The organism is Pseudoxanthomonas broegbernensis (assembly GCF_014202435.1).
In the GTDB taxonomy this organism is placed as follows: Bacteria; Pseudomonadota; Gammaproteobacteria; order Xanthomonadales; family Xanthomonadaceae; genus Pseudoxanthomonas; species Pseudoxanthomonas broegbernensis.
In genome coordinates, this window is record NZ_JACHGU010000003.1 from 231435 (window position 1) to 245921 (window position 14487).

11 protein-coding genes are annotated in these 14487 nt (G+C 70.7%); 7 read left to right on the forward strand and 4 right to left on the reverse strand.

The window, feature by feature from the left end:
* Positions 1-236 precede the first annotated feature (236 nt).
* Entirely contained in the window at positions 237-1385 is a 1149-nt protein-coding gene (locus HNR76_RS08020; RefSeq protein ID WP_162309589.1) for an acyl-CoA dehydrogenase family protein, read from the reverse strand.
* A 125-nt stretch (positions 1386-1510) separates the two neighbouring features.
* Here HNR76_RS08020 and HNR76_RS08025 point away from each other — a divergent pair, with 125 nt between their 5' ends.
* The 5 genes from HNR76_RS08025 (at position 1511) to yeiP (ending at position 8321) form a co-directional block, all read left to right on the forward strand.
* Complete coding sequence (locus HNR76_RS08025) at positions 1511-2440, forward strand: ArsR/SmtB family transcription factor (protein WP_162309590.1); 930 nt, start codon at positions 1511-1513, stop codon at positions 2438-2440.
* Positions 2437-3612: a homocysteine S-methyltransferase family protein gene (locus HNR76_RS08030; protein WP_162309591.1), complete on the forward strand. Its 1176-nt coding sequence runs from the start codon at positions 2437-2439 to the stop codon at positions 3610-3612. Before HNR76_RS08025 ends, HNR76_RS08030 begins: the two co-directional genes overlap by 4 nt.
* 93 nt (positions 3613-3705) lie before the next feature.
* Entirely contained in the window at positions 3706-6396 is a 2691-nt protein-coding gene (gene metH / locus HNR76_RS08035) for a methionine synthase (RefSeq protein WP_162309592.1), read from the forward strand.
* Between the two features lie 455 nt (positions 6397-6851).
* The gene (locus HNR76_RS08040) at positions 6852-7622 is read left to right on the forward strand and encodes an SDR family oxidoreductase (protein ID WP_162309593.1); all 771 of its coding nucleotides are present in this window, start codon (positions 6852-6854) and stop codon (positions 7620-7622) included.
* Positions 7623-7754: 132 nt separating this feature from the next.
* Entirely contained in the window at positions 7755-8321 is a 567-nt protein-coding gene (gene yeiP / locus HNR76_RS08045; RefSeq protein ID WP_162309594.1) for an elongation factor P-like protein YeiP, read from the forward strand.
* Between the two features lie 60 nt (positions 8322-8381).
* On the opposite strand, the gene HNR76_RS08050 is transcribed toward yeiP, so the two are convergent.
* Complete coding sequence (locus tag HNR76_RS08050) at positions 8382-10199, reverse strand: DUF7844 domain-containing protein (protein WP_162309595.1); 1818 nt, start codon at positions 10197-10199, stop codon at positions 8382-8384.
* On the reverse strand, positions 10196-10531 hold the full coding sequence (locus HNR76_RS08055; RefSeq protein ID WP_162309596.1) for a DUF2388 domain-containing protein: 336 nt from the start codon (positions 10529-10531) through the stop codon (positions 10196-10198). Before HNR76_RS08055 ends, HNR76_RS08050 begins: the two co-directional genes overlap by 4 nt.
* A 255-nt stretch (positions 10532-10786) precedes the next feature.
* Here HNR76_RS08055 and serA point away from each other — a divergent pair, with 255 nt between their 5' ends.
* Positions 10787-12028, forward strand: coding sequence for a phosphoglycerate dehydrogenase (gene serA, locus HNR76_RS08060; protein WP_162309597.1), 1242 nt, complete (start codon positions 10787-10789; stop codon positions 12026-12028).
* A gap of 172 nt (positions 12029-12200) precedes the next feature.
* Here serA and HNR76_RS08065 read toward each other — a convergent pair whose 3' ends face one another.
* Complete coding sequence (locus HNR76_RS08065) at positions 12201-12773, reverse strand: NUDIX hydrolase (protein WP_246429056.1); 573 nt, start codon at positions 12771-12773, stop codon at positions 12201-12203.
* A 154-nt stretch (positions 12774-12927) separates the two neighbouring features.
* Between HNR76_RS08065 and HNR76_RS08070 the strand changes: the two genes are divergently transcribed.
* Positions 12928-14418 (forward strand): amino acid permease, encoded by a 1491-nt coding sequence (locus HNR76_RS08070; RefSeq protein WP_162309598.1) that lies wholly within the window; start codon positions 12928-12930, stop codon positions 14416-14418.
* Positions 14419-14487 lie beyond the last annotated feature (69 nt).

Consider the following 14487-nt stretch of genomic DNA (forward strand, 5'->3'; position numbering starts at 1 on the left):
CGGTCCAGCAGGGCGATGCCTTCAAAGCTGGCTTCGGGCGAGCCGCACCGTCACGGAAAACGCCAGCTTCGGAAGGGCCCGCCGTCCCGAGGGGGCAGCGCCATCCCCCGACCGCCGCGGCTCCCGCCGAGGCCCACGACAAACGGCGCTCTTGCCATTGCCGTTGGACGTTACCGTCGAGCCTCCCGCCGCCTCACTGCGAAGTCGCGCCGGAGAGATGCCTCGCGGCGCTCAGCTCAGCGCAGCCCCGTCTCCGACCGCGCGATCACCAGGCGCTGGATCTCCGAGGTGCCCTCGTAGATCTCGGTGATCTTGGCGTCGCGGAAATAGCGTTCCAGCGGCATCTCCTTGGAGTAGCCCATGCCGCCGTGGATCTGCACCGCCTGGTGGGCGATCCACATCGCCGCCTCCGAGGCGGTGAGCTTGGCGATGGCCGCCTCGGCCGAGAACGGCCTGCCCTGCGCCTTCAGCCACGCCGCGCGCAGCGTCAGCAGCAGCGAGGCGTCCAGCTTGCACTTCATGTCGGCGATCTTGGCCTGGGTCATCTGGAAGGTGCCGATGGCCGCGCCGAACGCCTTGCGCTCCCTCGCGTATTCCAGGGTCTTCTCGTACGCCGCGCGGGCGATGCCGACGGCCTGCGAGGCGATGCCGATGCGGCCCGCATCCAGCACGCCCATGGCGACCTTGAAGCCCTCGCCTTCCTTGCCCAGCACGTCGGCCGGCCCGGCCACGTAGTCGGCGAACTCGATCTCGCAGGTCGCCGATGCGCGGATGCCCAGCTTGGGCTCGGTCTTGCCGCGGTGGAAGCCCGGCCGCTCGGTGTCGACGATGAAGGCGGTGATGCCGCGCGAGCCCTTGTCCGGCTCGGTCATCGCGAACAGCACGATGTACCTGGCCACCGGGCCGGAGGTGATCCAGCTCTTCTTGCCGTTGATCACGAACGTGCCGTCGGCCTGCTTCGCCGCACGGCAGCGCATGGCCGTGGCGTCGGAGCCGGACTGCGGCTCGGTCAGGGCGAAGGCGCCGATATGGCGGCCCTCAGCGATCGCGCGCACGTGGGTCTGCTTCTGCTCCTCGCTGCCATGCGTGAGGATGCCACTGCAGAACAGCGAGTTGTTGACCGACATGATGGTCGAGTGGGCCGCGTCGCCAGCGGCGATCTCGATCATCGCCAACACGTAGCTCACCGGGTCCATGCCGGCGCCGCCGTACTCGGCGGGCACCTCGATGCCCATCAGCCCGTTCTCGCCGAGCAGGCGGATGTTGTCCAGCGGGAACTCGCCGCTGCGGTCGAAGCGCTCGGCACTGGGCGCGACCACGTCCTGGGCGATGCGGCGCGCCACGTCCTGCAGCATGAGCTGTTCTTCGGTGAAGCTGAAATCCACGGGGAACCCCTCCGTTCCGGTCGATGGTCCCGATTGTAACCGCCCCACCATTCGCATGCGTATGTGGTTGACCCGCCCTGCCCGCGGCGAGACAATCATCTCTATATCGCGATAGGAAGATATCTATGGACCTGGAAGACTGGTCGGTCCGGTTGAAGGTCTTCGCCGACGCCACCCGCGTGCGCTTGCTGGCGCTGCTGGAGCTGGAGGAACTGACCGTGGCCGAGCTGTCCTCGGTCACCCGCCTGGCCCAGCCGCGCGTGTCCACCCACCTGGCCAAGCTGAAGGAGGCCGGGCTGGTGCGCGACCGCCGCGCCGGCGTGTCGGCCTACTACCGCTTCGACGAGGACGCGCTGGACCCGGCCCAGCGCATCCTCTGGCAGACCCTGAGCACCGGCAGCGACGATCCGCTGCTGCGCCAGGACGCCGAGCGCCTGCCGGGCGTGCTGGCCGCGCGCGCCGCCGGCCAGAACTGGGCCGACAGCGTGGCCGGGGACATGGAGCGCCACTATTCCCCCGGCCGCACCTGGGAGGCGCTGGCGCGCAGCGCGCTGCCGCTGCTGGAGACCGGCGACGTGCTCGACATCGCCTCCGGCGACGGCGTGCTGGCCGAGCTGCTGGCCCCGCACTCGCATCGCTACGTCTGCATCGACACCAGCGCGCGCGTGGTCGCCGCCGCCGCCGAGCGCCTGCGCCGGCTGCGCAACGTGGAAGTGCGCGAGGGCGACATGCACGCCCTGCCTTTCGAGGACGGCAGCTTCGACCTGGTGGTGCTGATGCACGCCCTGACCTACTCGACGCTGCCGGCGCAGGCCGTGGCCGAGGCCGCGCGCGTGCTGCGCCGTGGCGGCCGCCTGCTGCTGACCAGCCTGGCCCGGCACGAGCATCGCGCGGTGGTGGAGACCTACGGCCACGTCAACCTCGGCTTCGCCGCCAAGGAGCTGCGCCGCTTCGTGGAGAAGGCCGGGCTGGAGACCGCCAGCCTGGAGAGCGTCACCCGCGAGCGCCGCCCGCCGCACTTCGAGGTGCTTTCTTTGATCGGGAACAAGCCATGACCGCAAGTGCGAACCCCGCGCAGGAACCTGCGCCCCCCGGCGCCGGATTCGCGCGCACGCTGCCCTGGCTGCACCCGCGGCGCGTGGCCTTGCTGGAGGCGTCCCTGCGCGAGCGCATCCTCATCATCGACGGGGCCATGGGCACGATGATCCAGCAGCACGCCCTGGAAGAGGCCGACTACCGCGGCGAACGCTTCGCCGCCGGCTACGATTCCGCGCACCGATCCGCTGCGCAGGACCCGGCCCACGCGCACGGCCCGGGCTGCGACCACGCGCCGCAGGGCCACGATCTCAAGGGCAACAACGACCTGCTGCTGCTGACCCGGCCCGAGCTGATCGCCGGCATCCACCGCGCCTACCTGGAGGCCGGCGCCGACCTGGTGGAGACCAACACCTTCAACGCCACCTCCGCCAGCCAGGCCGACTACCACCTCGAACACCTGGTGTACGAGTTGAACAAGGCCGGCGCCCACGTCGCGCGCCAGGTGTGCGACGAGATCGAGGCCGCCACCCCGCAGCAGCCCCGCTTCGTGATCGGCGTGCTCGGCCCGACCAGCCGCACCGCGTCGATCAGCCCCGACGTCAACGACCCGGGCTTCCGCAACACCAGCTTCGACGAGCTGCGCACCACGTACGCACAGGCGGTGGAAGGCCTGATCGACGGCGGCGCCGACGCCCTCATGGTCGAGACCATCTTCGACACCCTCAACGCCAAGGCCGCCCTCTACGCCATCGAGGAAGTGTTCGACGCGCGCGGCGGGCGGCTGCCGGTGATGATCTCCGGCACCATCACCGACGCTTCCGGCCGCACCCTGTCCGGGCAGACCGCCGAGGCCTTCCACACCTCGCTGGCCCACGCGCGGCCGCTGTCGATCGGCCTGAACTGCGCGCTCGGCGCGCAGGAGCTGCGCCCGCACGTGGAGGCGCTTGCCGGGACATCGCCGTACTACGTCAGCGCCCATCCCAACGCAGGCCTGCCCAACGCCTTCGGCGGCTACGACCAGACCCCCGAGGAGATGGCCGGGATGCTGGAGGAATTCGCCCGCTCCGGCCTGCTCAACCTGGTCGGCGGCTGCTGCGGCACCACGCCGGACCACATCCGCGCCATCGCCGAGGCCGTGCGTGGATTGCCGCCACGGGTACCGCCGGCGGCACTGGAGCAGGCGGCATGAGCGCTCCCGCCACCCTCCCATTCCCCGTGGCCGTCGTTCCCGCCTGCGCGGGTCCGGCGGCCTTCCGGCCGCGCAACCGCTGATACGAAGACCATGCCCGCACCCACCCCCCGCCATACCCGCCTGTCCGGCCTGGAGCTCCTGGTCATCACGCCGGAGCTGCTGTTCGTCAACGTCGGCGAGCGCACCAACGTCACCGGCAGCGCGCAGTTCCGCAAGCTGATCAAGGACGGACGCTACGCCGAGGCGGTGGACGTGGCGCGCCAGCAAGTGGGCAGCGGCGCGCAGATCCTCGACGTGAACATGGACGAGGGCCTGATCGATTCGGAAAAGGCCATGGTCAGGTTCCTCAACCTGATCGCCTCCGAGCCGGACATCGCCAGGATCCCGGTGATGGTCGATTCCTCCAAGTGGAGCGTGATCGAGGCCGGGCTGAAGTGCCTGCAGGGCAAGGGCGTGGTCAACTCGATCTCGCTCAAGGAAGGCAAGGACGCCTTCGTCGAACAGGCGCGCAAGATCCTGCGCTACGGCGCGGCCACGGTGGTGATGGCCTTCGACGAGCAGGGCCAGGCCGACACCTGCGCGCGCAAGGTGGAGATCTGCACCCGCGCCTATCGCATCCTGGTGGACGAGGTCGGCTTCCCGCCGGAAGACATCATCTTCGACCCCAACATCTTCGCCATCGCCACCGGCATCGAGGAGCACGACAACTACGCGGTGGACTTCATCCAGGCCACCCGCATCATCCGCGACACCCTGCCGCACTGCCACGTGTCCGGCGGCGTGTCCAACGTCAGTTTCTCCTTCCGCGGCAACGAGCCTGTGCGCGCGGCGATCCACTCGGTGTTCCTGTACCACGCCATCAAGGCCGGCATGGACATGGGCATCGTCAACGCCGGCGCGCTGCCGGTCTACGACGAGCTGGACCCGGAGCTGCGCGAGCGGGTGGAGGACGTGGTCCTCAACCGCCGCTCCGACGGCACCGAGCGCCTGCTGGAGATCGCCGAGCGCTACAGGGGGAAGAAGGGCGAGAAGAAGGCCGAGGACCTGGCCTGGCGCGAAAAGCCGGTGCGCGAGCGCCTGGCCCATGCCCTGGTGCATGGCATCGACGCCTTCGCCGAGGTGGACGCCGAGGAAGCCCGGCGGCAGTCCACGCGCCCGCTGGACGTGATCGAGGGCCCGCTGATGGACGGCATGAACATCGTCGGCGACCTGTTCGGCGCCGGCAAGATGTTCCTGCCGCAGGTGGTCAAGTCGGCGCGGGTGATGAAGAAGGCGGTGGCCTACCTGCTGCCCTTCATCGAGGCGGAGAAGCTGAAGACCGGCGACGCCGGCAAGTCCAACGGCAAGATCGTCATGGCCACGGTCAAGGGCGACGTGCACGACATCGGCAAGAACATCGTCGGCGTGGTCCTGGCCTGCAACAACTTCGACGTGGTGGACCTGGGGGTGATGGTGCCGGCGCAGAAGATCCTCGATGCCGCGCGCGCCGAGAACGCCGACCTGATCGGCCTGTCCGGGCTGATCACGCCCTCGCTGGAGGAGATGGGCCACGTGGCCCGAGAGCTGCAGCGCCAGGGTTTCACCACCCCGCTGCTGATCGGCGGGGCCACCACCTCGCGCGCGCACACCGCGCTGAAGATCGACCCGCACTACAAGGCGCCCACCGTCTGGGTGAAGGACGCCTCGCGCGCGGTGGGCGTGGCCCAGTCGCTGATCAGCCCCGACCTGCGCGGGAAGTTCGTCGCCGCCAACGACGCCGACTATGCCGAGATCCGCACCCGCCACCGCAACCGCGGCGACACCAAGCGCCTGGTCTCGCTGGAGAAGGCGCGCGGGCAGCGCTTCGACGGCGGCTGGAGCGCGTACGCGCCGCCGGCGCCGAAACGGCCGGGACTGCACGTGTTCGACGACTATCCGCTGGCCGAGCTGGTCGACATCCTGGACTGGACGCCGTTCTTCCAGGCGTGGGAACTGGCCGGCAAGTTCCCGGCGATCCTGGAGGACGAGATCGTCGGCAAGCAGGCCAGCGAGCTGTACCGCGACGCGCGCGCGATGCTGGACCGGATCATCGCCGAGAAGTGGCTCAAGGCCAGCGCGGTGTTCGGCCTCTGGCCGGCGCACGCCATCGGCGACGACGTGGTGCTGCGCCACGAAAGCGGCGAGGCCACCCTGCATTTCCTGCGCCAGCAGGTCGACAAGCCGGTGGAGCGCCCGGACTTCTGCCTGGCCGATTTCATCGCCCCCAAGGACAGCGGCGTGCAGGACTGGATCGGCGCCTTCGCGGTGACCGCCGGCATCGGCATCGACCCGCACATCGCCCGCTTCCAGGCCGACCACGACGACTACAACGCGATCCTGCTCAAGGCCCTGGCCGATCGCCTGGCCGAGGGCCTGGCCGAACGCCTGCACCAGCGCGTGCGCACCGAGTTCTGGGGCTACGCGGCGGACGAGGGGCTGGACAACGAGGCGCTGATCGCCGAGAAGTACCGCGGCATCCGCCCGGCCCCCGGCTACCCCGCCTGCCCGGAGCACAGCGAGAAGGCGACCCTGTTCCGGCTGCTGGACGCCGGCGACAACGCCGGCATGACCCTGACCGAGAGCTTCGCGATGCTGCCCACCGCGGCGGTGTCCGGCTACTACTTCAGCCACCCCAAGAGCCAGTACTTCGTGGTCGGCCGGCTGGGCAAGGAACAGGTGGCCGACTACGCCCGCCGCAAGGGCGTGCCGCTGGCCCAGGCCGAGCGCTGGCTGGCCTCGAACCTGGACTACGACCCGGAGTAGGCCGGACTGCCTGGCCGGGCGCTTGTCCGGTCGGGCACGCAGGGGGCTGTACACCGCCGCGACGGGGGGGCGATACCGTCATCCCCGCGAAGCCAGGGATCCAGCGACTTCATTCGCCAACACCCGTCCGGGGTCGCCGGCCCGTCGGCTTCAGTGTCGACGGGGTGCCGTTTGCCTTTCACCCACCGAAGCCCGCGATCCCCATGCCGCGAAGGCCGTCGTGTCCTGGGCATGTGCCGCGGCCCCGAGTAAAGGCAGGATGCCGTCCCGAGGGGTGCGCCCCATGCCCAGGGCACGGCGGCCCCTTCCGAAGCCCGCACTCCCGCCGCAACCTCGAAACAGCCGGCGCCCTTGCCGCAACCGAAAGTAGCCAGCCGCCTTTCGCGGCCCCTAGAGTTCGCCCCCCCATGGCTGCCCCGTACAATGGCGCCATTCCCTTTTCCCGGAGCCTGCGCATGCAGCCCGACACCGTCCGCGCCGTCGTCACCGGCGGCGTCTCCGGCCTCGGCCTGGCCGTGGCCCGCAAGCTCGTCGCCGACGGCGGCAGGGTCGCCCTGCTCGACGTCGACGACGGCAAGGGCGCCGCCGCCGTCGCCGCAATGGGCGATGCCCATGCCCGCTACTTCCGCACCGACGTCGCCGGCGAGGACGCGGTGGCCGCCACCCTGCAGGCGGCCCGCGAATTCCTCGGCGGCCTCAACGCCGCGGTCAACTGCGCCGGCATCCTCGGCGCCGGCCGGGTGCTGGGCAAGGACGGGCCGATGCCGCTGGACGGCTTCGCCCGCACGGTGACGGTCAACCTGGTCGGCAGCTTCAACGTGGCCAAGGCCGCCGCCGCGCTGATGCAGCACAACGACGCCGGCGAGGACGGCGAGCGCGGGGTGATCGTCAACACCGCCTCGGTCGCCGCCTACGAGGGACAGATCGGCCAGGCCGCCTACTCGGCCTCCAAGGGCGGCGTGGTCGGCATGACCCTGCCGATGGCGCGCGAGCTGGCACGCTTCGGCATCCGGGTGATGACGGTGGCCCCCGGCGTGTTCTGGACGCCGATGGTCGACGGCATGCCCGAGGCCGTGCAGCAGTCGCTGGCCGCGACTATCCCCTTCCCGGCGCGCCTGGGCCGGCCGGAGGAATTCGCCGAAACCGTGGCCTTCATCCTGCGCAACCGCTACCTCAACGGCGAGACCATCCGCCTGGACGGCGCCGCTCGGCTGGCACCGAAGTGAAACCGGCGATGCCCCTCCCCACCGGCGCCGCCGCCCGCCCGCGGCCCAAGCCACCGCCCGGCCCGGCCGGCTCGCGCACCCGCATCGCACGCATCGTTTCCTGACATCCACAGACTCCCACCGGTCGATCCAATGAAAGCCAGCGAAATCAAGAAGGGCAACGTCGTCGAGTACAACAACGGCGTCTACCAGGTCCGCGACATCGAGCGCAGTTCCCCGCAGGGCCGCGGCGGCAACGTCCGCTTCCGCTTCATCATGTATTCGGTGCCCGGCGGCGCCAAGCTGGACGCCAGCTTCGACGCCGACGACAACCTCACCGAGGTCGAGCTGCTGCGCCGCCAGGCCACGTTCTCCTACAAGGACGGCGAGGCCTTCGTGTTCATGGACGACGAGGACTACACCCCGTACACGCTGGACCCGGACGCCATCGGCGAGGCTGCCGGCTACATCACCGACGGCCTGGCCGGCATCTACGTGCAGGTGATCGACGACCAGCCGGTGGCCATCCAGTTGCCGCAGCACGTGACCCTGGAAGTGGTGGAGACGCCGCCGGAACTGAAGGGCGGCACCGCGACCAAGCGGCCCAAGCCGGCCACGCTCAGCACCGGCATCGAGATCATGGTTCCCGAGTACATCGCCAACGGCGAGCGGATCCTGGTCAACACCACCACCGGCGAGTTCGGCGGCCGCGCGGATTGAACGCGGCCCGGGCGGTGCCGTCGGGCCGCCTCGCCGGCTGGAATCGGCTCCTGCAAACGGCTATTGCGTCCCGGGCGCCAGCACGCGCAGGCGTTCGCCCAGCAGTTCCAGGTTGGCCTCGGTGCCGGCCAGCGATTCGCGCCGCGTGGGCGACAGCAGGCCCCGCAGGCGCGACTCCAGCGCCCGTGCACCGGCCCGGCGCCGCATGGCGTCCGAATGCGCGCGCGCCTGCAGTGCCATGCGCTCGTCCGCCTGCGGCAAGCCATAGCCCTCGATGCCTTCCAGCCACGACGCCGGCCGGCTGAACGCCCCTCCCAGGCTCAGGTACTCGCGCAGCCGTGCGGCGAGATCCCCGCCGGCCACCGCCGCGTGCGGAACGCGGCCACCCAGCCAGTGGCGTTTCAACTCATCGCGCGCGTGCGCCTGCTCGCGGCGCAGCGCGGCCGATTCCAGCACCAGCAGCGCCGCCGCCTCGCGCAGGCCCGCCCGGTGCAGCGCGGGCCTGCGCCGTGGCGGCGGCAGCGCCAGCCAGGCAGAGGCGTCCGCCGGTTCCAGTTCCAGCGCCTGGCGCGCGACCGCGTACATCGCCTCGTAGTGGGCGCCGGCCGGCTCGAAGTAGAACCCTTGGCGCACCCTCTCGGCGGCATCGGCCGGTATGGCCGCCCGGTCGACGATGCCGTGGGCGCGGAGCCGCCGCAGCAAGCCGTTCGGGGTGAGGCTGGCCAGCGGCAGCGCCGCCAGCCGCGGCAGCGCGTCGTGCAGCAGGCGCCAGGTCTCCACCGCGCAATTGTTGGCGACGAAGAAATAGCGGCCGTCGTAGTTCCAGTGCAGTTGCGCGGCGCGCCCGGCCACCGCCTCGATCTCGCCGCGCGACAGCGCCAGTGGCACCGAGCGCAGGCCGCGCAGTTCCACCTTCGTGTACTCGTCCACCACCTGCCCCAGCGGCAGCGCGAACAATCGCGAGGGATACGCGCCGGTCAGCCCGCGCCAGTTGGATATCTGCAGGTCGTCGACGAAAGCGCGGAACGAGAGCACCAGGTGGTGCTGCAGGTCCAGCCGGCAGTCCGGGCCGCGCGGGCGGCCGGGCGCGCACACCACCAACCGCAGCATGCCATGGCCCCAGCGGCTCATCGGCCGCTCGTTGCCCTCGGCCAGCAGGTAGTCCACGGCGAAGAGGCGCTCCGGGTCGAGCAGCCGCACCGGGTCGGGCGCATCCACCGCGTCCTGTACGAACGCCAGACCCGGGGCGCAGGCCGGCGCGGTCCGTGCCGGCTGGCCGAAATGCGCGTCGAACAGGTCGTTGAGCGCCGGGCGCCGGCAGGCGTAGTCCGGGTCCAGCAGGTAGTGCTCCAGGTTGACCGCCACGTACTCGCGCGGCGAGCGCAACTCGTAGGGATCCGGGCTGCGATCGCGCAAGTCGTTGCGCGCGCGCCGGCCGGGCCGCAGCGGCGCTACCGGCCAGCCGGCCAGGTCGAGCAGGCGCGGATCGCGCGACAGGCCGCCGGCCGGCGTGCGGTCGTACAGGTGCGCCAGTTCGTGGATCGCCGCGGCCAGCGCGGCGCGCGCGGCGGGATCGGCACCGCCGGCATCCGCCGTACGCGCCATCCAGCCATCGAGCAGGCGCCGGTCCAGTTGCAGGCGCCAGCGGCGGGCGCGGCCGTGCACGCCATCGGGCAGGTCGTCGCGCCATTCCATCGCGATCGGCCGCGCCAGCGCCGCCGCCCAGGCCGGCGGCAGGCGCCGCGCCGCCTCGCCCAGCAACTGGCGCGTGGCAGCGCTTTCCTCGCGCGGCAGCGTGGCCGGCAGCGCGAACACCGGCCCGGCGGATGCCTTCGCCCAGGCCAGCAGCAGCACGGCCAGCGCCGCGCCGCGGATCATCCCCCGGCGACGGCGGTGCCGGCGAGGGCCGTGCCTGCCAGGATCCGCCGCGCCAGTTCCAGGTCGCTGGCGCGGCGCGCCTGCGGATCGCGCTCGCGCAGGGTCCGCAACGCCGCTTCCAGGTGGGCGCTGCGCACGCGGCCATCGCTGGCGACGAAGCCGGCCGCGTCCTCGCGCGCCTGCATCACCAGCTTGTCGTCGCCGGACGTGCTGCCGGACGACGCCGAGCTGCCGGCGGAGGAAGCACCGGCCGAGGTGCCGGCGAAACTGGAGGCCTGGGCGGCCGGCGCGACGGCCAGGAGCAGGCCGGCCAGGAGCAGCGTGCGGTTCATCGGAGCCATCCGGGATTCCATCGATGTCGGGGGATGCGCGAAGCCTAACCGCGGCGGCGGAAGGATGCATGCCCCTCCATGAAGCACGCGCCAGGGGCCAGTTTCATGGGCAACATTCATCATGGCGCCATTGCGCCGGATCGTCGCACACGGTGTTCCGCGAGCCGTGCGAAAACGCGATGCCGCAGTGCGGCAAACGGGCAGCGCATCTGGCATAGTTATTGGCTCCCGCCCACCTACCGGAAGCCGACGCGAATGTCGCCCAAGAAGACCTCTTTCCCGAAACAGGACATCCGCGTACTGCTGCTGGAGGGCGTCAGCCAGACCGCGGTGGAGACCTTCCGCGCCGCCGGCTACACCCAGATCGAATACCACGAGAAGTCGCTGCCGGAGGACGAGCTGCGCAAGCGCATCGCCGAGGCGCACATCATCGGCATCCGCTCGCGCAGCCACCTCACCGCCGAGGTGCTGGCCGAGGCCAAGCGCCTGATCGCCATCGGCTGCTTCTGCATCGGCACCAACCAGGTGGACCTGGAGGCGGCCGAGCTGGCCGGCGTCCCGGTGTTCAACGCGCCCTACTCCAACACCCGCAGCGTGGCCGAGCTGGTGGTGGCGCAGGCGGTGCTGCTGATGCGCGGCATCCCGCAGAAGAACGCGCAGTGCCATCGCGGCGGCTGGTCCAAGTCGGCCACCGGCAGCCACGAGGTGCGCGGCAAGACCCTGGGCATCATCGGCTACGGCCACATCGGCACCCAGGTCGGCGTGCTGGCCGAGGCGATGGGCATGAACGTGGTCTTCCACGACATCGAGGCCAAGCTCTCGCTGGGCAACGCGCGCCTGGCGCAGAGCCTGGACGACCTGCTGGCGCGCTCGGACGTGGTCACCCTGCACGTGCCGGAAACCCCGTCCACCAAGAACATGTTCGGCGCCGCGCAGATCGCGGCGATGAAGCGCGGCGCGCACCTGATCAACGCCTCGCGCGGCACCGTGGTCGACATCGACGCCCTGGCCGCGGCGCTGGAATCGGGCCACGTGGCCGGCGCGGCGGTGGACGTGTTCCCGGCCGAGCCCAAGGGCAACGCCGAGGCCTTCGTCTCGCCGCTGATCCCGTTCGACAACGTGATCCTGACCCCGCACATCGGCGGCAGCACACTGGAGGCGCAGGAGAACATCGGCGTGGAGGTGGCGGCCAAGCTGGTGCGCTACAGCGACAACGGCAGCACCCTGTCGGCGGTCAACTTCCCCGAGGTCACCCTGCCCGAGCACGAGGACAGCCTGCGCCTGCTGCACATCCACCGCAACGTGCCGGGCGTGCTGTCCAAGGTCAACGAGATCTTCAGCCGCCACGCGGTCAACATCGACGGCCAGTTCCTGCGCACCAACCCCAAGGTGGGCTACGTGGTGATCGACGTCGGCGCCGACGAGGCGCAGGTGGCGGCGCTGAAGGAAGAACTGTCGGCGATCCCAGGCACGCTGCGGACCCGCGTGCTGTATTGATCCCGTGGCGCGGCGGCAGGCCGCCGACTGAAAGCCGGCTCCCGCGCAAGCGGTCGTGCCGCGACCTTAGTAGGAGCCGGGTACGGCCGGCGACCACCGCGCATGCGAGCCGACCGTTCCCCACTCCCGGACCATGCCGCCGGCTGACGCCGGCTCTGCGAGGGGAAGGCCGCTACGGTTCGCGGGGCCGTGACAGCCATTTGCCGGCCATGCGCCGCAGCGAGGCGTCCGCGGCCGGGTCGGCGGCGATCTCCGCGACCGGCCGCCATGCCAGCGCATGGGATTCCTCGCCGACCACGAAGCGTTCGTCGGCCCCGGCGCGGACCACGTAGCGGACGTCGTAGTGCCAGTGCCCCGGCAGCCCGTCCCGCTCGGGAATCCAGTGCCGGTCCAGGTCGAAGATGGCGGCCGCCTCCAGGCGCAGGCCGGCCACGCCCGTCTCCTCCTCCGCCTCGCGCAGGGCGACCCGGGCCAGGTCGGCATCGCCGTCCGCGTGCCCGCCGGGCTGCAGCCAGCGGCCGAGCTTGCGGTGGTGGGTCAGCAGGGTGCGGTCGCCACCGGCGCCGACCACCCACGCCGAGCCGGTGAAGTGCCCCGCCAGGCGCTCCCGCACGAATGGGTTGCCGGCATCCTCGAGCAGGTCCACGAAGGCCGCCGTGGTCCCCGCCTCCGGCGGCCAGCGCCCGGCGTAGGCCGCCAACTGCCGGCGTAGCGGCGCGTAACGCATCGATCCTCCACGTTTCATGCTGCATTGCCATATAACCGCAGGCCATCTACCTGCCGGCTGGAAACAGCTTGTGATCGCTCCGGCCGTTTGGCAAGGTACGACGCTTGTGCGGTCCCGGCGGGGCCGTCCCAACCAGACCGGCGCATCGGACGGCCAGACACGGGGAACACGCATGTCCAAGGGTCTTTTCATCATCAAACCGGTCGAGCCGGCCCCGCACGTCGATTTCGGCGAGCCGGTCGAGGGATCGATCCACGGCGAGGCCACGCTCAAGCGGACCCTGACCGCGCGCCACCTGGTCCTGCTCGGCGTCGGCGCGGTGATCGGTGCCGGCATTTTCGTCCTCACCGGGCAGGCGGCGGCCAACCATGCCGGCCCGGCGATCATGCTCAGCTTCGTGCTGGCCGGCTTCGCCTGCGCGATGGCGGGCCTGTGCTACGCCGAGTTCGCCTCGATGATGCCGGTCTCCGGCAGCGCCTACTCGTATTCGTACGCGACCCTCGGCGAGGCGGTGGCGTGGTTCATCGGCTGGTGCCTGGTGCTGGAGTACCTGTTCGCGTCCTCCACCGTCGCCGTCGGCTGGTCCGGCTACCTCGTCAGCTTCCTGACCTCCACGCTCGGCCTGCCGTTCCCGGCGGAGCTCGCGTCGGCGCCCATCACCTGGGACAACGGCCAGTTCGTCGCCACCGCGGGCATCATCAACCTGCCCGCGGTGCTGATCGTCGCCGCCGTCAGCGGCCTGTGCTACGTCGGCATCACCCAGTCGGCCTACGTCAACGCGATCATCGTGACGATCAAGGTCGTGGTCATCGCCGCCTTCCTCGGCTTCGGCATCCAGTACGTGGACCCGGCCAACTGGACCCCCTTCATCCCGGAGAACACCGGCCCGGGCAGGTTCGGCCTGGAGGGCGTCTACCGCGCCGCGACCATCGTGTTCTTCGCCTACATCGGCTTCGACGCGGTTTCGACCGCCGCCGGCGAGGCCAAGAACCCGCAGCGCGACATGCCCATCGGCATCCTCGGCTCGCTGGTGGTCTGCACCATCATCTACATCGCGGTCTGCGCGGTCCTCACCGGCATGACCCACTATTCGCTGCTCGACACCGCCAAGCCGGTCGCCACCGCCCTGGAAGAGGTGCTCAAGGCCGATCCCAGCGCCAACGTGGGCTGGCTGAAGACGGCAGTCGAGATCGGCGCCATCGCCGGCCTTTCCTCGGTGATCCTGGTGATGCTGATGGCGCAGCCGCGCATCTTCTACTCGATGTCGCGCGACGGCCTGCTGCCCAGGCTGTTCGGCAGGATCCACCCGAAGTTCCAGACGCCCTACGTCGGCACCATCTTCGTCGGTGTGGTGGCCTGCCTGCTGGCCGGGTTCATGCCGCTGAGCGTGCTCGGCGAACTGGTGTCGATGGGCACGTTGCTGGCGTTCGCCACCGTCTGCGTCGGCGTGTTCGTGCTGCGCTTCACCCGCTCCGACCTGCCGCGCCCGTTCCGCGTGCCGATGTTCTGGCTGATCTGCCCGCTGGGGCTGCTCGCCTGCCTGTTCCTGTTCCTGCAGTCGTTCATGGAACACTGGCTGATCTTCGTGCTGTGGACGCTGCTGGGCCAGGTGATCTACTTCGGCTACGGCTACCGGCACAGCAAGCTGCGCAACGGCGGGTGAGCCCGCGTTCCTCGCGGCGCGGCCGGCCCAGCGCCGGCCGCGCCGCTTCCACCCTCCGGGAACCGCGCA